The organism is Prochlorococcus marinus XMU1402, from assembly GCF_017696205.1.
GTDB classification, from domain to species: domain Bacteria; phylum Cyanobacteriota; class Cyanobacteriia; order PCC-6307; family Cyanobiaceae; genus Prochlorococcus_A; species Prochlorococcus_A marinus_AC.
The window spans coordinates 1,032,718-1,055,403 of sequence record NZ_JAAORD010000001.1 but is presented as its reverse complement, the minus strand read 5'-3'; the positions used below and the strand labels follow the sequence as shown (position 1 = coordinate 1,055,403).

General features: G+C 27.9%; 22 protein-coding genes. 12 read left to right on the top strand and 10 right to left on the bottom strand.

The features are described 5' to 3' along the window. Positions 1-28 precede the first annotated feature (28 nt). Positions 29-298, top strand: coding sequence for a DUF6761 family protein (locus HA141_RS06055; RefSeq protein ID WP_209117851.1), 270 nt, complete (start codon positions 29-31; stop codon positions 296-298). A 48-nt stretch (positions 299-346) separates the two neighbouring features. Here HA141_RS06055 and grxD read toward each other — a convergent pair whose 3' ends face one another. The 4 genes from grxD to HA141_RS06035 are packed head-to-tail and all read right to left on the bottom strand — an operon-like array spanning position 347 to position 2,090. Continuing rightward, entirely contained in the window at positions 347-670 is a 324-nt protein-coding gene (gene grxD / locus HA141_RS06050) for a Grx4 family monothiol glutaredoxin (RefSeq protein ID WP_209117848.1), read from the bottom strand. A gap of 3 nt (positions 671-673) precedes the next feature. Then, on the bottom strand, positions 674-904 hold the full coding sequence (locus HA141_RS06045) for a BolA family protein (RefSeq protein WP_209117846.1): 231 nt from the start codon (positions 902-904) through the stop codon (positions 674-676). A 12-nt stretch (positions 905-916) separates the two neighbouring features. After that, complete coding sequence (locus HA141_RS06040; protein ID WP_209117844.1) at positions 917-1,432, bottom strand: hypothetical protein; 516 nt, start codon at positions 1,430-1,432, stop codon at positions 917-919. A 43-nt stretch (positions 1,433-1,475) separates the two neighbouring features. Continuing rightward, positions 1,476-2,090 carry a lysophospholipid acyltransferase family protein gene (locus HA141_RS06035; RefSeq protein WP_209117954.1) on the bottom strand — a complete coding sequence of 205 codons (615 nt, stop codon included), beginning with the start codon at positions 2,088-2,090 and terminating at the stop codon, positions 1,476-1,478. Positions 2,091-2,251: 161 nt separating this feature from the next. Between HA141_RS06035 and HA141_RS06030 the strand changes: the two genes are divergently transcribed. The 9 genes from HA141_RS06030 (at position 2,252) to HA141_RS05990 (ending at position 16,322) form a co-directional block, all read left to right on the top strand. Then, positions 2,252-2,968: a pyridoxine 5'-phosphate synthase gene (locus HA141_RS06030; protein ID WP_209117842.1), complete on the top strand. Its 717-nt coding sequence runs from the start codon at positions 2,252-2,254 to the stop codon at positions 2,966-2,968. 8 nt (positions 2,969-2,976) lie between these two features. After that, entirely contained in the window at positions 2,977-3,294 is a 318-nt protein-coding gene (locus HA141_RS06025) for an MgPME-cyclase complex family protein (protein WP_209117840.1), read from the top strand. 17 nt (positions 3,295-3,311) lie between these two features. Beyond that, complete coding sequence (locus HA141_RS06020) at positions 3,312-6,494, top strand: exodeoxyribonuclease V subunit gamma (RefSeq protein WP_209117838.1); 3,183 nt, start codon at positions 3,312-3,314, stop codon at positions 6,492-6,494. A gap of 3 nt (positions 6,495-6,497) precedes the next feature. Continuing rightward, entirely contained in the window at positions 6,498-6,971 is a 474-nt protein-coding gene (locus HA141_RS06015) for a methyltransferase family protein (protein ID WP_209117836.1), read from the top strand. A gap of 11 nt (positions 6,972-6,982) precedes the next feature. Then, positions 6,983-10,603, top strand: coding sequence for a UvrD-helicase domain-containing protein (locus HA141_RS06010; protein WP_209117834.1), 3,621 nt, complete (start codon positions 6,983-6,985; stop codon positions 10,601-10,603). 1 nt (position 10,604) lies between these two features. Then, a complete protein-coding gene (locus HA141_RS06005) occupies positions 10,605-12,314 on the top strand; it encodes an AAA family ATPase (protein WP_209117832.1) in 1,710 nt (569 codons plus the stop codon). Positions 12,315-12,453: 139 nt separating this feature from the next. Then, entirely contained in the window at positions 12,454-14,235 is a 1,782-nt protein-coding gene (locus HA141_RS06000) for a DEAD/DEAH box helicase (RefSeq protein ID WP_209117830.1), read from the top strand. Between the two features lie 147 nt (positions 14,236-14,382). Next, entirely contained in the window at positions 14,383-14,538 is a 156-nt protein-coding gene (locus tag HA141_RS09655) for a hypothetical protein (RefSeq protein ID WP_245157287.1), read from the top strand. Positions 14,539-14,549: 11 nt separating this feature from the next. Continuing rightward, complete coding sequence (locus tag HA141_RS05990) at positions 14,550-16,322, top strand: ABC transporter ATP-binding protein (RefSeq protein WP_209117826.1); 1,773 nt, start codon at positions 14,550-14,552, stop codon at positions 16,320-16,322. Between the two features lie 15 nt (positions 16,323-16,337). On the opposite strand, the gene psbP is transcribed toward HA141_RS05990, so the two are convergent. Then, positions 16,338-16,895, bottom strand: a complete 558-nt coding sequence (gene psbP, locus HA141_RS05985; RefSeq protein ID WP_209117824.1) for a photosystem II reaction center PsbP — start codon at positions 16,893-16,895, stop codon at positions 16,338-16,340. Positions 16,896-16,998: 103 nt separating this feature from the next. Between psbP and recR the strand changes: the two genes are divergently transcribed. Both recR and lipA read left to right on the top strand, forming a co-directional pair. After that, the gene (gene recR, locus HA141_RS05980; RefSeq protein WP_025938485.1) at positions 16,999-17,598 is read left to right on the top strand and encodes a recombination mediator RecR; all 600 of its coding nucleotides are present in this window, start codon (positions 16,999-17,001) and stop codon (positions 17,596-17,598) included. Between the two features lie 3 nt (positions 17,599-17,601). After that, positions 17,602-18,501, top strand: coding sequence for a lipoyl synthase (lipA, locus tag HA141_RS05975; RefSeq protein ID WP_209117821.1), 900 nt, complete (start codon positions 17,602-17,604; stop codon positions 18,499-18,501). On the opposite strand, the gene HA141_RS05970 is transcribed toward lipA, so the two are convergent. From HA141_RS05970 to cdaA, 5 genes are read right to left on the bottom strand one after another with little or no spacing between them, the layout of a single operon-like run. Next, positions 18,498-18,998: a hypothetical protein gene (locus HA141_RS05970; RefSeq protein WP_209117819.1), complete on the bottom strand. Its 501-nt coding sequence runs from the start codon at positions 18,996-18,998 to the stop codon at positions 18,498-18,500. The two genes, lipA and HA141_RS05970, sit on opposite strands and share 4 nt — an antisense overlap. Before the next feature lie 12 nt (positions 18,999-19,010). Continuing rightward, entirely contained in the window at positions 19,011-19,943 is a 933-nt protein-coding gene (locus tag HA141_RS05965; protein WP_209117817.1) for a rhodanese-related sulfurtransferase, read from the bottom strand. Further along, positions 19,940-20,950 (bottom strand): biotin synthase BioB, encoded by a 1,011-nt coding sequence (bioB, locus tag HA141_RS05960; RefSeq protein ID WP_209117814.1) that lies wholly within the window; start codon positions 20,948-20,950, stop codon positions 19,940-19,942. Before bioB ends, HA141_RS05965 begins: the two co-directional genes overlap by 4 nt. A gap of 5 nt (positions 20,951-20,955) precedes the next feature. Further along, positions 20,956-21,759 carry an isoprenyl transferase gene (locus tag HA141_RS05955; RefSeq protein ID WP_209117812.1) on the bottom strand — a complete coding sequence of 268 codons (804 nt, stop codon included), beginning with the start codon at positions 21,757-21,759 and terminating at the stop codon, positions 20,956-20,958. Between the two features lie 3 nt (positions 21,760-21,762). Then, positions 21,763-22,671 (bottom strand): diadenylate cyclase CdaA, encoded by a 909-nt coding sequence (gene cdaA / locus HA141_RS05950; RefSeq protein WP_209117810.1) that lies wholly within the window; start codon positions 22,669-22,671, stop codon positions 21,763-21,765. Between the last annotated feature and the right edge of the window lie 15 nt (positions 22,672-22,686).

Here is a 22,686-nt window from a genome sequence, read left to right as displayed (position 1 = left end):
CTAAATAAAAATCAGAATCTATCGAATTATGACATCATTTGATAATCCTAAGGCAATTCGTCATTTTCAATCTATTTGCGATAGTTGCCAAGACTTGGTTAATCGTTTCCATACTCAATCTGATCTTAAATTGTATAGTGATGGTTATCTCCAAGCCTTAAGGAATTGCAGTGCTTTAGAAGAAAGAGATCAAGATAAATTAGAAAGAATAATAGAAAGATGGATTTTGGATCCATCAAGTTTTATTGAACCAGAAGGGGGGCAAAATCGGGGTTTTTTTAATAAAAAAAGGATTTGAAATATTAATTTTTATTAACTAAATCAGTATTTATACTTACTAATTGTCTTAAGACGCTAATTCAATTTCTATTTTTTCTTTTAGGGATCCTGAGTTGTACATCTCGATAAGAATGTCTGAACCACCAAGAAATTCTCCTTTTAAATAAACTTGAGGAATTGTTGGCCATTCTGAATATTCTTTGATTCCTTCTCTTATCTCGAAATCACTTAAAACATCAAAAGTATTAAATTCTACACCTAGCGAATTTAGTATTTGAACTACGTTATTAGAAAAACCGCATTGAGGCATCAACTTAGTCCCTTTCATAAAAACCATTACTGGATTAGAGTCAATAAGTTTTTGTATTTTATCTTTTGTTAAGTTGTCCATAATTCAAATTGGGGTTTCTGTTTTTAATGCCAGTGCATGGATAGCCTCTGAAGCTAATTCTTCTTTTAGTGCAGAATATACTAGCTGATGTTGTTTAACTAATGATAATCCATTAAATTCAGATGCAATAACAGTTACTTGTAAATGATCATTTCCCTTGATGTTTTCAACAAAAACCTGAGAACTTGGTAATTTTTTAGTTATTAAATTAATAACTTCTGTTTTGGTAATCATAAATAATTTGAATTAACCCTTGTATTTGGTGTCTACAAATCCTAGCTGATTCAATCTTTCATAAGCTGCTTTACCTTCTGGGCTGTTTGGAGTCAATATTCTAATTGTTTCGATGAGTAAAGGGACTGCAACTTCAGGTTCTTCAGTTTTAAGGTAAAGAGAGGTTAATCTCTCATTTGTTACTGCCAAAATTTGTAATGATTCCTTACCCTTTCTTTGCATTTCAGTTGGTATTCTTGCGTCAACACCTTTAAAGGATGTGTTTAAATCAGAATAAAATGATGCAAGTTGCTTTGCTAGTTTTCTTGCATCTAAGTAAGAACCTTTAGCTTTATCAAAATCTCCGTTTTTTATGAATTTATCGCCTTCTTTAATAAAATACTTTACGTTTAAAATAGAAAGCTTTTTCCCATCATTTGAAAGAACTTTATAGTTTTTGGGATTTTTAATTTCTGCATGAACTAAATTTTTATGAGGAAAAGTTCCCAATAATATAAACAAGATCGGTATTAATCTTAAAAATTTCATATTCTCATTAAATTATTAAAATCAATAGTAACTTATTATGGATTCATCTACCGACATTCTTTAATGCTTTTTCTTCCTCTTTGCTCATTTCTTCATTAAGAAATTTGTTAAATTCTTGGATATTAAGGTTTAAATAATCAGTCATTGCAATAGGTTGCCCAAAGGATAAACAAAACTCGCTCCTAAATTTCGGAGATACTTTGCTATAAGCAATTCCTATTGGAAGAATAATAATGGATTCAGTTTTTTGTGTAGCTAATCGGGCTAATCTATAAAGTCCTTCTTTGAGAACTAATTTTCTACTAAATTTATTAATTTTGCCTTCGGGGAAAACGACTAATTGTTCGCCTTTTACTATAAGGTCAATAGCGTATCTTAACGTAGAGAGAGATGGAGATAATTGATTTATTGAAAAACATCCAAGTCTCTTTAAAAACCAACCTTGTATTCCTCGCATTTCGGATTTGGTAACCATAAATCTACAATCTTTGTTGGTAACTCTTCTCCCCATCGCCATAGTTAGAACTAAGCCATCCCACCTTGATCGATGGGTTGGAGCCAGAATGATAGAAGAATTAATGGGTATCTGAAAATCATTATTAATTATTTTCTTCTTACTAAAAAAAAATCTTAATACAATGTCCTGAGTAACGAACATTGCTAAAAATCCCAATACTGGATTGATTTTGTGTCTATTTTTAAAGGAATTTTTTTTCAAATTCAATTATCTATATATTAATAATTTAAGTGTTTGTTATTTTTTATTAGCTATTATTGGGGCGGTTACTAGATTGTCTAGAAATTAAGATTTCTAAAATTATGACCACTTTAGGAGTAAACATTGACCATATCGCTAATGTTAGGCAGGCTAGGAAAACTGTGGAACCCGATCCTGTTCAATTTGCTTTTTTGGCTGAATTAGGAGGCGCAGATTCAATAACAGTTCATTTAAGAGAGGATAGAAGACATATACAAGACAGAGATGTATTTCTTTTGAAAGAAACAATTAAAACAAAACTCAATTTAGAAATGGCTGCTACAGAAGAAATGTTAGAAATTGCTAGAAAGGTCCTTCCTGATTACGTAACACTTGTCCCAGAAAAAAGAGAAGAAGTTACTACTGAAGGAGGGCTTAATTTAAAAGAAAATATGAAATATCTTAGGAATTTTATCGAAAATTTAAAAGATTTAAATATCAAGGTAAGTGCTTTTATTGATCCTCTTTCTGAGCAGATTAATTATTCTAAAGAAATAGGGTTTGATTATGTAGAATTACATACTGGCAAATACGCTGAACTTACTGGTTACGATCAATATGAAGAGCTTCAAAGGCTTATAGAGTCTACAAATGAAGCAAATGATATTGGATTAGTTGTTAATGCTGGTCATGGCCTTAATTTCAATAATGTTAAAAAAATTGCATCAATTAACAATATGAACGAGCTAAACATAGGACATAGTATTGTTGCAAGGGCTTTAGCGGTTGGATTAGAAAAGTCTGTTCGTGAAATGAAGTCACTTATTAAATCAAATTAAATTTAAAAATGACAACATACTTTTTTGTAGCAGCAAGTGAAAAGTTTTTAACAGTTGAAGAACCTCTAGAAGAGATTTTGAAAGAGAGGATAAGGAACTATAAAGAAAATAAAAAAGAAATAGATTTTTGGCTTTTAAAAAACCCCTCATTTTTGCAAACAAAACAATTTGTGGATCTAAGAGCAAAAATTCCATCCCCCCCAGCAGCTGTTTTATCGACGGATAAAAAATTTATAACTTTCTTGAAGCTGCGTTTAGAGTTTGTTGCTGTTGGGGAATTCGAATTTCCTAATGCAGAAATAACTGATCCCTTTAAAGTTGAGTAATATAACAAAATAATCAATTGCTCAATCTTTATAAGTCAAATAAAATTGAAGTAATTAGTGAGCTGTTAGCAGAGGAATTAAAAATATGTCCTCCGTCTATAAATGAGAAATTAGAAATAGTAGTCCCAAATTATTTTTTGGGAAATTGGTTACGTGAACAAATTACTATAAAAAACAAAATAAGTGCTCTTTATGAATTAAAGACGATATCAACGTATACCGAATCATTATTGACAAATTTTTTCCCTGAATTTGATATGAGCGCATGGAATTTTGAGTCAATTAAATGGGGCATTATTGATTCTTTGGAAGAATTAAATAGCTTTAAAGAATCATTTCCTCTTAGAAATTGGATTGATAAATATTTGGATAATAAAAAGACAATTGATGGAGATATATATAATCTGACAAAAAAGATCACGAATAATTTTATTCATTATCTGATTTTTAGACCTGAAATGATTGTTCAATGGAATAGATATGAGATTAATTCAGCTAATCTATTTAATAATTTAAATTCAGAGCAATTTTGGCAACCTATTTTATATAAATTATTAGAGGAAAAAATATCAGAAAAGCCATCATGTTTATACATGATTGAATTAATAAAGAATTTAAGAAAAATTAAAAGCTTTCAAATTAAAGTTCCAAATCAAATTTATATTTTTTCCGATAATAACTTATCTAAACTACATATTAATTTTTATTCGGAACTTTCAAAATTTACTAAGGTAAATTTATATTTATTATCTGCTGGAGAAGATTTATGGAATAGAATAAATTTTATTGAAGGAGAGTTGGAATTTGATGATAATGAACGTAAATTTAATTTAAATAATACAAATATAGAGAAAATATTTGGTAAATTTGGAGCAAACTTTCAGAAATTAATTGATGAAAATATTTATACAGAAGGTATAAATTTAAAAAACAATCTAATTTATATTGATCCAACAAATAATTATTATAACGAGAAAGATATTCCTCTTCTTAATCAAATACAAAAAAGACTTATTGATAATAATAGCAATGATTTTTTAGTAAATGAAAAAGATGATTCAATATTGCTTTGTGAGCATTTTAATCAGAATAGTCAATTTGAATATTTAAGAAATAAAATTATAGAAATAATAAATTCTTGCGAGAATATTAAATATAGTGATATTGCTGTTTTATCACCACAAACTAATCTAATTAAACCTTATCTAAGGTATATCTTTAATAATGAGTTAATTAATGGCGAAAAGATACCCTATTTTTTTATTGATGAGGATAATTATGACTATTCTAGTATTTATGAATTTCTAATTGATATCACTGAAATAGCTAGTGAAAAAATTACACTTGAAAAAATAGATTATATTCTTTCGAAAAAAGTAACTCAGAATATTTTTGATTTTAATATTAATGAGAAGGATGAAATTATTTTCTTACTTACCCAAGCGGGTTTTCATTGGGGATTAGATGACAATGAAAGATTAGGTGAGGAGAAAAATACTCTAGATTGGTGTATAAGTAGAATTACTTTAGGCTTGATTTATGACAAAGAAGTCAATTTAAATACTTTTAATTTGAAACCATTTAGCTATAAAAATATAAGTTTGGATTTGAATAAATGGGTTAAAATATTACTTCATTTAAAAAAATATATTAATTTGATAAGGGGATCTTTTTCTTACTCGAGATGGGTTGAAAAGATAAAGTCTATATTAAAAAGTATTTCTGATTTTAATACAAATTTCAATTTAGAAATAAGTGAAATAAATAGAATTCTTGATAATTACAAAATACCTTTAATATCTGATGATTTTATCTTATTAAAAGTTTTTAGAGAAATATTAATTTCTTGCATAAATAAAGCTAAATATCAAAGCAAATCACGACTTAACAAGATCCTAGTAAGTGATATTGAGAATGCAAGGCATATTCCACATAAGGTTATCTTCCTGATAGACATGAATAGTGTTTTTTATCCAAAATTACCAAAGAGTGAAAATATTAATTTATTAAAAAACAAATATCATTTGGGTGATCCATCTGTTTTTGAAAGAGAGAAATATGCATTTCTAGAGTTGTTAATTGCCTGCAGAGATAAATTTATAGTCACTTGGGTAAAAAATGATAAAGATAATAAAAAATTAGATGTTTCTTTTCCTATAAAAGAGTTAATTTCTTTTTTTGATAGTTTTTTAAACCAACGCCAAAGAGAACTAATAATTAAAGATTCTGATTTAAATAATAATGAAATAATTGATCTTGATAAATCTAAGATTGTTAAAAGTAATTATTCTTTAATAGAAGATATAAATTGGAATGAAAAAAAATCTGATATTAAAAATTACAAATTATCAGAATTGATTTTTTGGTTCAAAACTCCACAAAAATATTGGCTTAATAAAAACAATATTTATCCCAAGGAAATATTTATTCATCATCCAGACGAGGAGTATGTAAGCAATCTGCAAAAGACGCAACTAATTACAAAAATAATTCAGCAAGTAGAAATTGATAAGCATAATATTACTGATGATTTAAATGAATTAAATATTAATGATCATTTGGCTGAAAATGGAATTATTATGCCCAAAAATAGTATTTTTACAAAAGAAAAAGAAATCAAAGATTTATTAAGTAGTCTATCTTCAAGTTTGAGTCAACATAATAATATTAATAAAATCTATGTTAAATCAAAGATTAATAAGGAAGAATATTTAATCGCTGATGACACAGTAATTGAATTAATTAATGCCAAATTAAGCTTAAGTCGTTTGACTGAGGCTTGGATAAAATTACTCTTTATTTCTTCTTTAAAGAAGAATATAAAAAGGACTAAAGTAATTTTTAGAACAGAAAATAATTATAAATCGCAAATTATTCAATCACCCGGAGCAACTGAATCAAATCTAATTTTGGAGGAATATATAAATATTTTTAAAAATTACTCTGAAAAATGTTTACCTCTCCCACCAGAAAGCACTTATAAATACATAGAAGCAAAAATAAAATTAAAAAATGAAAAAAAAGCTTTTACCGATAAATGGATTGGAAATAAAAATTTTTCTAAAGGAGAAAGAGATAATATAGAAATGAAAATGTGTTTTGGTAATGAAAAAGAACCAGACTTCTTTCTTGGAAATAATAATTTTGACCAATTATCATACAGATTATATGGTCCTCTAATTGAAGCATTAAATAAATAAATAATGAATAAATTTCAGTTAAAAAAATTTTTTAAAGCTGCTTATGATTTAATGCTTGTTTTTTTACAGTTCTTTATTATTAGTCTCCATTTTTTCCAATGGGAATTTCTTCCTCAAAAACAAATAATTCAAGAAAGTCCTTTCTCTTATTTCCTTGGTATTTTTATTATCATAATCGCTTTCATAATAATGTTAATTTCAATAAAAGACTTAGGTAGAAATTTATCTCCTTTCCCAAGACCTTTAAAAAATAGCAATTTAGTTACCACAGGTATTTATCGATTTACGCGTCATCCTATGTACTTTTCTTTAATATTTATCTCCATTGGAGTTTTTATAATAAAATTATCTATTTATTATTTATTTTTGACAATAAGTCTAGTTTTAATAATTAAATTTAAGATTGCCTTGGAAGAGAAATATTTAATGAATAAATTTAAGAATTACTTATTTTATAAAAATGAGGTCAAAGTTTAATTTAATATAATATGGATATTAATCAAATTAAATTAGATAATAAGTTTAAATTAGTAGAAGCAAGTGCAGGAACTGGTAAAAGTTTTACTTTGGCTCACATAGTTTTAAGGAATGTATTGGAGAAAAAAGTTAAACCAGATGAGATACTCTTGCTAAGTTTTACAAAAAATACTTGTTCTGAATTAAGAGATAAAATACTTTCGAGATTTCAGAATCTAAAATTATATTTGCAAAATCATAATCAAAGTAATATAGATAATACTCTTAAGGATTGGTATCTAAATTTTAAGGATAAAGAGAAATCAAAGGAAAAAATAATTTCCGAAATTGATAATTTTATAAATGAATTTTATAAGTTAAAAGTAACTACATTCCATGCTTTTTGTAATAATATTATTGATGAATATGGTATTGAAATAGGTTTAACTCAAGATCCATATGTTGAGAATAATATTGATAATTTGTATAAAGATGTAATAGATAATTTGTGGATTGATAATTTTCTAAATCTTAATCATGAGATTATTTCAGCAGTAAACAAAAAAAAAATAAGTTCTAGATTTGGAACTAGGATCAATAAGTCATTTTTTGTAGAAATTTTAAAAAATATAGATCAAGAAAATATCTGTAAATTTCAAATAAATAATAAATATAAGATTAATGATTTAAATAATTATTTTATTCAATTATTTTATTTAAATTGGAACGAGTTTTGTGTTGAATGGAATAAGAAAGGCAAGGAATTATTTTTACAACTTATAGAGTTGGGAAAATTAATTAAGGAGAGTGGTGGAAAAAGTCAAATATATGCAGCAAAACCAAGAAATGATAAGTTTAATCAAATAATTTGTTGGATTGAAGAGATTAACAGAAGGCTTAATTCTAAAAATGCGATTGATTTTATATATGATATTTCTAAAGATGATCTCTTATCTAAATATTTTTATAATGAAAATATATCTAAAGAAATTAATAAATACAATCTAAAATTAGATTTTACTAAATTTAATTTATTACAAGATAAAATTTATAAAATAAAAGAAGGTTTCTATACTGAATTTGTAAGAATATTTACTCAATTAGCTTATATAAAATTAATTGAATTAAAGAAAAGTTTTTCTATTTTCAACTTTAATGATCTTATAAAGACTGTAGAAAATACATTTCTAGATTCAGAAATTAGTAATAGTAATACTCTATCTAAACTTCAAAAAAGATTTAAATGTGTCTTAGTAGATGAATTTCAAGATACAGATATTACTCAGTGGAATTTAATAAAAAAGTTTTTTAATACAAAAAATCATTTTTTACTTTGCGTAGGTGATCCTAAACAAGCGATCTACAAATTTAGAGGTGGAGATATTGAAACTTACTTAGATGCAAGATCTAATGCAATCGAAGTTTTTAGTCTTACAGATAACTATAGATCCTCAAAAAAGTTAATTGATGTTCTTAATAAACTTTATAAGGATGGACTTAAGCAATCAAAACTTAACTACAGCAAATTAACCTCTAGAATTAATGAAAATATTAATTCTAAATTTAAGGATGTATTTGAAATTGTAGAATTTTCAAAAAAAGAGACTGATATAGAGGATCTTGTAACTCATTACATTTTTAACTTCATTTTAAATAATAAAGAAATTGATATTAATAAAATTGCGATTCTTACATTAAGTAATTCGCAATGCTTAGATTTTAAAAAAAAATTAAATCAGTTTAACCTCCCATGCAAAATTCAAAATAAACAAAATATTTTTGATACAGAAGCAAGTTCTCTAATATTTTTATTCATTGAATGTTTATTAAATCCAAGGTCTTTAAAAAATATAACTTTGCTTGCTTCTTCAAAGTTTATAGAAATAAAATTAGAAGATTTACTTGATTGTGATATTAATAATAATTTGGAAATTTTAATTAATAAATGCATTACTTGGTCTCAGGAACTAAGAGAAAAAGGTTTTTTAAACATTGTTAATGAACTGCTTATAAATTACAAGTCGTCCTCGATTATTCAAGATTCAGATTTAAATTCAAATTTATTTCAACTTTCAGAAATTGTTGAAATAGAATTAATGAATAATGATTTTAATATCAATATAGTCTTCAACTGGTATAAGAATCAGTTAGATCATATTTTAAGAAGTTCTACTGGAGAAGATTTTTTGACGAAAGATTATAATCTTCAGAATGGAATTAATCTTTCTACCATACATAGTAGTAAGGGCCTAGAATTTGACATAGTCCTATGTCCATACCTTTCAATTATTTCTAATAATTCAAATAAAATTAAAGGACCTCTTTGGAAATCAAATATTGATAGAAGCATATATATTAATATTTCTAATAATTATTCTAAAGTTGAAAAATTTAAATTAATAGAAGAAGAAGATTTATTTAAAGAGAGTGAGAGGTTAATTTATGTAGCACTTACTAGAAGTAAATATAAACTTATAGTTTTTAATGATTTAGAAGATATAAATAATATTTTAAATAATGATTTACTTAATAATTTGGAGAATATTGATATTTATAAGTCTACTTTTAAAGATAGGATAGAAAAAGAAAAAATTAAAGAAATTTCTCTTAAGTTTCAAACTAATAAATTGAATAATAACCTCTGGAAAATTGATAACGTTAATAAAAAAATATCTAAAGAATTTAATCCTGATCAATTTATTTCTTATTCAAGTTATTCTTCTTGGATACGTAAAGATAAAAATATTGATGCAGTAATTAATCAATATAAGGATTATGAAGATAATATATCAATTATCAAAGAGTCTATTTTTAAGAAATCAAAGAATTATCCTAATTATTTTTCTTATCCAAATCCCTTAAGTGAATTTCCAAAAGGAAATATTGCTGGAACTTGTCTGCACAAAATAATAGAAAGATTTGAATTTAGCAACGATAAAAATCAAGAATTAATTGATTTAATTATTGAGGAATTGAACTTTCATCAAATCGATACTTCTTTGGCTTTTAAAGTAAAAGATGCGATTTTAAGAATTATAAATATATCTTTAGGAAGCAAATTACAAAATAAGAAACTAGTTGATATTCCAAATGAATACTTAATTAAGGAACTTAAATATGATTTAACCCTATCTTATGAAGGTAGAAATATTAATTCTAATGATATATCAAAATGCTTTTTTTTAGATCAGGAATATGAATTTGGTGAAGAATATGCAAACAAAATAAATGATCTTCAAATTATGAATAAAGGCTTTCATTCAGGATGCATTGATTGTGTTTTCCCTGTAGGTAATAAATTAGAAGATAGTAAATGGTGGCTAATTGATTGGAAAAGTAATTTGATTTCTGGCAGTGATAATAATGATTGTTTACCAAAAAACTATAACTATGAAAATATGAGAAATGAAATGATTAAGCATCATTATCCATTGCAATCTCATCTTTATTTATTAGCATTGCATAGATTATTAAAGTGGAGACTTAAAAATTATCAACCACAGAAACATCTAGGAGGATATATTTATTTGTTTTTAAAGGGATTGCCGGATTTTGAATTATTTGAAAAATCTAAGTCGAAAGATATATCTCCAGGTATTTTTATTGGAAAAGCACCTTTAAAAAGAATTAATTATTTAGATAACCTTTTTTAGAATGACTAATACTAATACTAATACTGATATTGAAAATTTCCAATATGATCATATATTTAATTTAATCTTAGGTATTTTCAAATTCAATGAAAAAAAATATGGAAATTTCGTAAAAGATGCAATAAGAATTTTATTAGAATTTGAAAAAAATGGTGAAACCATTGTTGATGTAGATAATAGTTTAATAATCTTTGAATTATTAGAAGATGGCTGGCCCACTAAACATATAGATGTTCTAAAAAATATAGGTTTGATAGGTTCCCTTAATTCTCCTTTCGTATTAGTAAACAGAAAATTATCCCTATCTAAATGGTCAAAAAAGATAGAAAGAGTTATTAATTCATTTCTAAAAAAAATTGATACCGATAATTTAATGAATTCGATAATTTGTAAAGATGATAATAAAATTGACCAAATTAAAAATATATTTAAATATTCAAACTTAGTTTTCCTTCAAGGAGGACCAGGTACGGGTAAAACCACTTTAATAATAAATTTAATACTAGAACTCATTAGAATTGATAACTTTTTAAATATTGGTTTGTCTGCTCCAACGGGTAAAGCTACAGCTCGTTTAAAAGAAGCTCTTAATGATAAAAAAAATATTTCATTTAGCAAATTTCTAGACCAAATAGAATTTCAAACTTTACATAGATGGATTTTAAATTCTCAAAATAAATCTCTTAATTTGAAATTCAAACTAAAAGAGCTTGATATTTTCATAATTGATGAAATGTCAATGGTTAATATCGATTTGATTGAATCAGTTTTAAATTTGCTAGCAAAGGACTGTAAAATTATTCTAGTTGGAGATAAAAATCAATTGTCTCCAGTAAATAACTGTTCTATCTGGAATTATTTGTTTGAATATGTCGATAATAATTCAATTAAATCTTGTATAGTAAATTTAGAGAAAACTTATAGAAATATTGGAGATATAGCATTAATTAGTAGTTTAATATCTAATAATGATTTTTCTTTACTTAATCAAAAGATAAAAGAATTAGAAAAAGATAATAATTCAAAAGAAATTACTATTTCAAAAAGTAGAAAAAAAGATATTCCAAAAGATCTAATTTTTTCGATTACAAGTCATCTAAAAGAGTTGAATCTTTCAACTTCAAATTTAAGTAAAAAAAAATATATATTTGATAATAATATTGATAATTTATTGCTTAATGAAAAAGATTTAATAGATAAGATATTTATGGATTTACAAAGTCACTTGATTTTATGCGAAAAAAATTCCGGAATATGGAGTGTTGAATATTTGAATGAAATTGTTTTTGGTCAAAAAAAACCCTATGATCTTAAAACTCTTAAAGAGGGTGTTCCGATCATGTGTACAAAAAACAATAATGAACTTGGATTGTCAAATGGGGATATCGGGGTACTTATAGGTTTAAAAAATAAAAGAAAATATCTTTTTAGAAAATTTAATGATAATAACGAAGAAATTGTCGCATTATTTGATCCATCTAATTTAGAAAATGTTGTGCCAGCCATAGCTATTACTATCCATAAATCTCAGGGAAGTGAATCTGAAAAAGTAAGTATTTTGTGGTCCCAAAAGTATAGAAAAAATCAATATGCTGTAAAACAAAAAAAAGATAATCAAAATATCTTTTGCAGAGATAATTTTGAAAGAAGGTTATTTTATACTGCTGTTACAAGAGCGAAAAAATTTCTAGATATATATTATTTAAATTAAATTTTATTTTTGAAAAATTAGCAATATCTTTACCCCCAAGATGTTAGATTAATAATTCGGCTCTGAAAGGCTAATCAACAATTTAAGTCAATTTAGATATTTGTTGAATGCCTAATCAGAAGATTATTAGGCATTTAAAATGGCTTTTAAAAAAGATAGTAAATCTCTTGGTAGTGACCAGGAAAAATCTCAGAATGAAGATTCTTCCCTACTTGAGTTCAAGAACTTTGAGAACAAAAAAGAAATTGAATCTCAACCATTGAAAGTCTCGAAAGGAAATGATAATGAGAATGGATTTTTAGATTTTGGGTTTAATCAATCTATCTTAAATTCGTTAAGAAATAAAGGATATAAAAATCCAACTCCCATCCAAAAAGCTGCAATTCCGGAACTGATGTTAGGCAGGGATTTACTAGGCCAAGCACAAACAGGAACAGGAAAGACTGCAGCTTTTGCATTACCATTAATTGAAAAACTTTCAGATAATAAAGAATTAAATGCCAAGGTTTTAGTTATGACTCCTACAAGAGAATTAGCAACTCAAGTGGCAGAATCTTTTAAAAGTTATAGTTCTGAATCTAGTAATTTTAAGACGGTTGCAATATATGGAGGTACCGACTATAGAAATCAAATTTCTGCTTTAAAAAGAAAAGTTGATGTAGTAGTTGGAACCCCAGGCCGAATAATGGATCATATAAGGCAGGGGACTTTTAAAATTAAAGATATAAATTGTCTTGTTTTAGATGAGGCAGATGAAATGTTAAATATGGGTTTTCTTGAGGATATTGAATGGATAATAGATCAACTTCCTGAAAATAAGCAGATGGTATTGTTTTCAGCAACAATGCCTAGTGAGATAAGAAATATAGCAAAAAAATATCTAAATGATCCCGCCGAAATATTAATCAAAAGCATCAAAAAGGAAACTCAATTAATTTCGCAAAAATTTCTATATGTACAAAGGCATTATAAGTTAGATGCTTTAAAAAGAATATTAGAAATTAATAACGAGGGAGTAATTATTTTTGTGAGGACAAAACTACTTACTATTTCAATAGCTGAAGCACTTGAAAATTCAGGACATACTGTGGCAGTTCTTAATGGAGATATACCTCAAAATCAAAGAGAAAATACTGTAGATAGATTAAAAAAAGGATTTATTAATATCCTTGTTGCAACTGATGTAGCAGCTAGAGGATTAGATGTTGAGAGGATAAAACTTGTTGTTAATTACGATTTTCCTTTTGATAAGGAAACATATACTCATAGAATTGGAAGAACTGGAAGAGCAGGCAGATCAGGAGAAGCAATTTTATTTGTTAATCAAAGAGAAAAACATTTTCTAAGAAACTTAGAAAACTCAACAAGAACCAAGATTGAAGAAATTAATATACCAAGTAATAAAATAATAAATGAAAAAAGGATGGAGAAACTTATAGATAATGTTAATGAGAGTTATTTAGCTAAAGATGAAAATGAAGAAAATAAAGCTTTGATTATTGATGTACTAGATAATTTAAAAGAAAAATACTCTATGGATGACTCAAATATTGCGATGGCGGCGATTAGTTTAGTAATAGGTAATAAATCATTTTTTGTTAATGGAGATGATTCTTGGATTAATAAACAAAATAATACTGATCGAAATAGATCAAATAGAAATATTAATAATCGTATGAGAAATTCAAATAGAAGAAATAATTATCAAAATGATTCTTTTGAAACCTACAAATTTAATTTTGGTAAATTTGATGGGGTTAGAGTTGCAAATATTATATCCTCAATTTGTAATTCAACTAATATAAATGGTAGATCCATTGGCAAGATACAGATTTTTAATGATTACAGTTTGGTAGATTTACCCAGAGATCTTCATAGAGAAACTAAAAATAAATTAAAAAAAATTAAAGTCAGAAACTAGGTATAGAGAATGAAAGCAAGCAAATATAAATTCTTTATTTTTGTGAATCTGATAATACTATTCAACTCCTTTAATAGTTATTTTTTAGCTCAAACGAAACAAAATTCAATCATAAAATTATTTTGTCTTCAGAGTGTCAAAGAGGAGATGGTGAAAGCAGAAATGGTATATAGTGAAGAAATTGCCAATGAAACTTGTGATTGCTACTACGAAGAATTTATGCAAACTGCAAGTCATCAAGATGCAAAAACAAAATGTAAATTAGAAACTAAGGAAAATTTAAATCATAATAGAAAAATTTAATTATTATTTTTATGAGGTCTAAGAACAATCAAAATCCAATAATTAGACTTTATTTGAATTTAGTTGAAGAAAGAAGGCTACTATTTTTTGCTTTTCTTAGTTCCATAATTAATAAAATATTAGATTTAGCCCCCCCTGTAATAATTGGTCTTGCGGTGGATATCGTTGTTAAGGAACAGAATTCATGGATTGCTGGTTTAGGAATAAAAGAAGTTCCAGCACAATTGATTTTTCTTGCATTAGCTTCAGGGATAGTTTGGTCTGGTGAATCCTCCTTTGAATATTTATATTCGATTTTATGGAGAAATTTGGCTCAGCTATCGCAGCATAAATTAAGAATAAAAGCTTATGAGCATATCCAGGAATTAGATATGGATTTTTTTGAAAATGATAATACTGGAAGGCTTTTATCTATTTTGAATGACGATATAAATCAACTCGAGAGATTTCTAGACCAAGGGGCTAATCAGATTGTTCAGTTATTTATAACTGTCTTAATAATTGGGGGAACTATGATTTATGTCGCTCCAAAAATCGCTTTATTTGCTTTCTTTCCTATTCCAATTATATTTTTAGGATCAATTAAATTTCAAAGGAAGCTTGCTCCAAAATATAGAGATGTTAGAAATAAAGCTGGACTATTGGCATCAAGACTTAATAATAATTTGAGTGGAATTCTAACTATAAAAAGTTTTACTAAAGAAAAATGGGAACTAAATAGATTAAATAAAGAAAGTCTCGATTATCAAAGAAGTAACAAGGCTGCAATAAAATTATCCTCAGCTTTTATCCCTCTTATAAGGTTTGCAATCTTATTTGCTTTTGTAGCGATTCTATTAATTGGTGGTTTCCAAACTTGGAATAAGACACTTGATGTAGGAACTTATAGTTTTTTAGTGTTTATTACACAGAGACTATTATGGCCTTTAACTACTTTGGGGCACGTTTTAGATGATTTTCAGAGATCTATGGCTTCAATAGATAGAGTAATTGATCTCATAGATACGCCTATAAAAATAAAAGATGGAAAAATAAAAATTGAACCTAATGATATCAAAGGAGAAATTATTTTTAATAATGTAAATTTTAATTATCCTGGACGAGATTTAACTTTAAAAAACATAAATTTTAAAATTGAAAATAACTCAACATTAGGAATTGTTGGTTTAACAGGTTCTGGTAAAAGTACAATAATAAAATTACTACTTAGGATTTACGATAGTAAAAATGGGTCAATAACCTTGGATGGCATTTCTATTAAAGAAATAAATTTGAGGGATTTAAGAAAGTGTATTTCTTTAGTAAGTCAAGAAACTTATTTATTTCATGGCAGTGTTCAAGAAAATATTGCTTATGGCTCAATCAACCCAAGTCTTAAAGATATCATTCAAGCTTCAAAGATTGCAGAAGCTCATAAATTTATTGAACAATTACCAGATGGTTATAAAACTATAGTGGGGGAAAGGGGCCAAAGGCTCTCAGGCGGACAACGTCAAAGAATTGCCTTGGCTAGAGCTGTTTTAAAGGATGCACCAATACTAATATTAGATGAAGCTACAGCCTCAGTTGATAATGAAACAGAGGCTTTAATTCAAAAATCATTATCTAAAATCACCAAAGAAAGAACAACCATAGTAATAGCTCATAGATTAAGCACCATAAAAAATGCGGATAACATTGTAGTTATTGATAAAGGTAAAATAGTTGAAAGCGGAAAACATGAAAGACTATTAGATCAGGACAAAATATATGCTGATTTATGGAATGTTCAAGTGGGAATCTAGTATAGAATTTCTAAACTATATTAAAAAGTTAAATGATTCAATTACATTACTAAACATACCGTCAACTTTATTCCATCTCTCTTCATTTGTTCCGACAGCGAAAGTGTAAAGTGTTCCTCTATCAATTACGACAGTAGCTAATTCGTGTCTGGCCTGTTCATTTAAATTTAATTCATACTCTAAATCGTAGAAAATATGATTGGATGCTTCTCTCTTATTTGCATTTATAAGTTTTACCTCTCTACCTGAACCTTCGGGAGCAATGACTTTATCAATTAATGTTTGACCTACTTCACTTGGGCTTCCTAATTGCTCTAATTGAACCTCTTTATTTACATCAGAAATGACTAAACTTAAGGTCTCATTACTATTTATTAGATCATGATAAATAATTTCAGGCCCTCCATCGACTTTTACTCTAGTCCATCCTGTTGGATACAAAAAGGCATATCTTCCATCTGGACTTTGATAAGCTTCTAATCCTGCATTTAGTCCGCCACTACAAGCACTCAGTGTTAAACACAAAAAAATCAAAAATAAATATTTGAAAGGATTAAATTTGATATTTTTCATGTTGTTTTAAATTGCTAACTAAAAACATAATAAGACATTAAAAGCAAACAATTATGGCAATTCAGAATTTTGCGTCTAAATTATTCCTAGAAATAGTTTGATTTTGATTACTTATACCAAACCGCTTTCAAAATTAATTGGTCATTTTGAGAAATTCCCAGGGATTGGTCCAAGAACAGCTCAACGATTAGCCCTGTTTATTTTAAAACAACCTGAAAGTACAATAAGAGATTTTTCAAAGGCTTTGTTAGAAGCACATAGTAATGTTGGTCGTTGCAAAAAATGTTTCAATTTGACTTCAGAAGATGAATGTGAAATTTGTAAAAATACTGAAAGAAATCAAAAACTAATCTGTGTAGTAGCAGAAACTAAAGATTTGCTTGCTTTGGAGCGCGCCAGAGAATTTAAAGGTGTTTACCACGTTATTGGCGGTTTAATATCCCCAATGGATTCTGTTGGCCCCGAACTCTTAGAAATAAGAAGCTTGGTAGAAAGAGTTAGTAAGTCTGAAATAGATGAGATCATATTGGCATTGACCCCCAGTGTTGAGGGAGATACAACAAGTCTTTATATTGGAAAATTGTTAGCACCTTTTACTAAAGTTACGAGGATTGCATATGGCCTCCCAATGGGTAGTGAACTTGAATATGTGGATGAAGTTACACTTGCAAGGGCTTTAGAAGGAAGAACAAAACTAAATTAGACAATGAGAGACAATAATCTAATCAAGAAAGAAAAAATCCTAAGACTTCCCTCTTGGATTAAATTTCCTATTAGTAAAGCTTCAGAATTTGAAAAAATTCAAACACTTATCAAAAAATCAAATATTCATACTATTTGTGAAGAAGCAAGATGTCCAAATAGATCAGAATGTTATGCCTCAGGAACAGCCACTTTCTTACTGGGTGGATCAATATGTTCTCGTTCATGTGCTTTTTGTCAGGTAAATAAAGGTAGACCTAGTTCTATCAATATTGATGAATGTTCTCAAGTCGCTGAAGCAGTGAAAGTACTAAATTTGAAATATGTAGTTTTGACATCAGTAGCTAGAGACGATCTCTCTGATCATGGTGCAAATTTATTTATATCTACAATTGATGAGATTAGAAAAATTGATTCAACAATAAAAATAGAGGTTTTAACTCCTGATTTATGGGGTGGGGGCAAAAATTTTGATGAAACTAATAACCTTCAAACTGAGAGATTGAAGATGATTTTAGAAAAAGATCCAATATGCTTTAATCATAATCTTGAAACTGTTGAAAGACTGCAAAAAGAAGTTAGGAGAGGTGCAAATTATAAGAAGTCTCTTAGTTTACTAAAAAAATCAAAAGATATTGCTCCTCATATTCAAACTAAATCAGGCATAATGTTAGGCCTTGGGGAAACATTGGATGAAATAAAAAATACAATTTCTGATCTTAAAAAAATAGATTGTGATCAAATTACAATCGGCCAATATTTAAGGCCCTCATTCAACCATTTACCAGTTAAGAAATATTGGGATCCATCAGAGTTTGAATATTTATATCGCTTCTCTAAGAAATTGGGATTCAAGAAAGTATCTTCTGGCCCTTTAGTTAGAAGTAGTTATCATGCGGGTTAACTTTCTTCAATTAAAGAAAGTTTCTTTTCAAGTTTTTTCAATATGTAATTACATTCCCCGTTCATAAGTGTGCCTGCACCTCCCCAGACCAATCTTAATAAAAGATCTTCTGGGCTAGAACCAACTTCTTTCACAATTTTGAAGCCTATTAACTTGAAATATCTTACAAGTTTTTTACTATAACCTTCACTATCAAAAATCGCTAAAAGCCTTGCTTTGTTGCTTGATTTTTTTTCAATTGCCCAAGCCATAGTTGTTGCCCATATTAATTCTGAAACAAAAGCGGGAGCTTTACTAAGGATTCTTAATGTATCAAGCTGAATACCTTGTTTATTTAAATAAGTCCAACCTTTCATTTCGGCCCAAATCTTAATGATGTTATCTTTCTGATCTGCTACAACGATTCTAAATAAACATAATCCTAGAGTTTCTCTAACTTGAATTTTAATTAATAATCCAATGGTACCTGCTAATTTTTCTAATTCTTCAACTCTCATGATTTTTGAAAATTAATACTTATGGATTTTATGATTTTCCACTTTTAATCTATCGATCTGTTTTTGTCTTTCTTCAAACCTTTTCCTATCATCATCACTGAACTGATCTATGCAGAAATGACATTGGATTCCCTTTCTATATTCTTTTCTTTCTTGATCTTGAATTGAAATTGGCATTCCACATGCATGACAAATCGAGTAGGAGCCTTTTTCTAATTCTTGATTTAAAGCAACTCTTTTATCAAAAACATAACATTCACCTTCAAATAAACTTTTTTCTTTTGGTATATCATCAAGGTATTGAAGGATGCCCCCTTGTAGGTGATATATGTTTTTATAACCTTTCTTTTTCAGCAAACTAGTAGCTTTTTCACATCTAATTCCTCCGGTACAAAACATAGCTATATTTGAAGACTCTTTATTTTCTAAGAGGGTATCTAAATGATCATCTACCCACTTGGGGAATTCGCTAAAGTTTCTTGTATTTGGGTTTATAGAGTTCTGAAATGTACCTATAGAAACCTCATAATGATTTCTAGTATCGATGACTATTGTATTTTGATTTTTAATTAACTTATTCCAATCAGCTGAGTCAATATAGGTCCCATTATTTTCTGGAGGATTTATTTCATGGACACCCATGGTAACTATTTCTTTCTTGATTTTTATTTTTAATTTTTTGAAGACTTTCTTTTCTGAAAAGTTTACTTTCATATTCAAATTTTTATTTTCTGTATAATTGTTAAGTAAATTGATAACAATATCAATTACATTTTTCTTAGCACAAATAGTTCCATTAATTCCTTCACTTGCCAAGATTAATAAGCCTGAGAGATCGTTTTCATTTTCAATTTCTAATAATTTATTTTTGAGATCAATAATTAAGTTTTCTTGAAATGGGAAAAAAGAATAAAGAGAAACTATTTTATAAATTTTGCCTTTCATAAAGAAGATAATGTTTTTTTACTACTTTCAAAATCTTTATTAAATGATACTCCAACCTCTTTAAGAAGTTTTCTGTCTGATTGAAAAGATGGATTTGAAGTTGTGAGTAACTCATCTCCATAAAAAATTGAATTTGCACCACATTGAAAACATAAAATTTGGGCTTCTTTTGAGAGCTTTTCTCGACCTGCACTTAATCTTATTTTACTCTTAGGCATAAGAATTCTGGCTGTAGCTATCATTCTTATCATCTCAATAGAATCAATTTCTTTATTATCTTCTAGACCAGTACCTTCAATAGCTACTAATGAATTTATAGGAACACTTTCAGGGTGTGGATTCATGTTTGAAAGCACTTCCAAAAGAGATGCTCTATCGCCATTGGTTTCACCTAAACCTATTATTCCTCCACAACAAACATTTATTCCTGCATTTCTTACTCTTTTGATAGTATCTAGTCTGTCTTGATAAGTTCTAGTCGTAATAATATTTTTATAATACTCAGGACTAGTATCAAGATTGTGGTTATACGCAGTCAAACCTGCATCAGCTAGTTTGTAAGCTTGTTCTTCTGTAAGCATCCCAGCTGTAACACATGCTTCCATTCCTAAATCTCTCACACCGCTAATCATCTCTAACATTGCATTAAAAGATTTCCCATCTCTAATTTCTCTCCATGCCCAACCCATACAAAACCTATCTGCACCTTCATTCTTTGCTATTTGGGCTCTTTTTAAAACCTCTTCAACTTGAAATTGTGGATGACTTTTGATTTCGCTAGCACTATAAATTGATTGGCTACAATACGAACAATTTTCCTCGCAACCACCAGTTTTTACGCTGAACAACGATGCTAATTGAATGTTGTATTTGTTGAATTTTCTGTGAACGATTTGTGATTCCCACATTAAATCGATCAGAGGTTTATTAAGTATTTCTAGAATTTCTTGTCTTTCCCAATCAAATCTAAATTCGTTATCTAACTGATGATTATTCGCATTAGTCATTTTTGTTAGGAAGAACATTGAGAATCTTTTAAAGATTCATTTGGTAATGATTCTATACCGCCGAAACGTCTATTCCTTGATTGGTAATCAATTATTGCCTTAAGAAATTCATACTCATTGAAATCAGGCCAAAGTACGTCAGATATATAAATTTCTGAATATGCTAGTTGCCATAATAGAAAATTACTTATTCTCTTTTCGCCACTAGTTCTTATAAGTAATTCTGGATCCTTAATACCTCCAGTTAGTAGCTCTGAATCAAATAATTTTTCGTCAATTTCATTTGGCTTTATTTCTCCGGAAGAAGATTTTAGTGCTAATTGTTTTGCAACTTTTACTATTTCTTGCCTACCTCCATAATTAACACAAACATTGAATAAAAATTTATTGTTGTTTTTAGTTAAAGATTCTGAACTAGAGATTATTTCTTTTAAATTTTTTGGAAAAGGAGTTAAATCTCCAATAAATTTTATTTTTGTTGATTCTTCATGTATCTCTTTAATTTCATTTTTTAAAACTTCGCTAAAAAGATTTATGAGAAATTCAACTTCTTTTGTTGGCCTTGTCCAATTCTCAGTTGAAAAAGCATAAACAGTAATTATTTTGCAACCTAAATTTTTTGCAGCTTTGAGAATTTCTTTTAATACAATAACCCCCTGTTTATGCCCAAATGATCGAGGTAAACCCTTTCCAGTGGCCCATCTCCCATTGCCATCCATAATTATTGCTACATGATTGGGTACTTTTTGCATGTCTATTTTTATTAATAAATCATTAATTTTATCGTCTATTAATTTTCCTAATCTCATTTTCTAGTCCCTTTTAGTGGTAATGATTTCTGATTTTTTGGACTCTTTTTCATTAATTTCATCAATAATATTATCACTTGTATTTGTCTTTTGGGACAAAGAATTTTTACTTAAAGATGGTTTATTAGTTCCCATAGAGTTTTGATTCCCTATTAAATTCACAAGAAGTTCTTGTAACCTACTGCTAGTAATTGGCCTTTCAAGTTTTCCCTGATTTGCTAATGATAACGTACCTGTCTCTTCAGAAACAACAATACAAATGCATCTATCAAATCTTTCTGTAATTCCCAATGCAGCCAAATGTCTTGTACCGTATCTGCTAATTCCTTGCCGCGAGAGTGGAAGTATTACACCTGCAGATATTATTTTATTACCTTTCACAAGAACTGCTCCATCATGCAGCGGTGTATCTGTTGCAAAAAGATTTATTAAAAGTTCAGTTGATAGTTGCGCCTCAATATTTGTCCCTGAATACAAGAAATCTTCAGGCCTTAAATCACTCCCCAAATCCACAACGATTAAAGCACCTCTCCTATTCTGAGAGAGTTTACCTGCAGTATCAACTAACTGAGTAATAGTAGTGGATGTTGCTCTGAATTCCTTTGGTGGATTTCCTAGTAATACAGCTAACCTACCAGTACCTAACAATTCCATTAACCTTCTTAGCTCTCCTTGCCAAAGTATCGCTAAAGAGAGAGAGCATGCGAGGACTGCAGCATCAATTAATTTTGATGTTAATGGAAGATATGCATATCTTTGAATAAACCAAGCTGATGAAACTAAAAACAAATATCCCCTTAAAAGCCATAAAGTTCTCTGTTCTTTAACTCTAGAAAATAATAAAAGTCCAAAACCTACAGCGAATAAGACATCTAATAAAAGCTTTAAATTTATGATCCCCCAGAAATTCACATTAAAAACAAAATT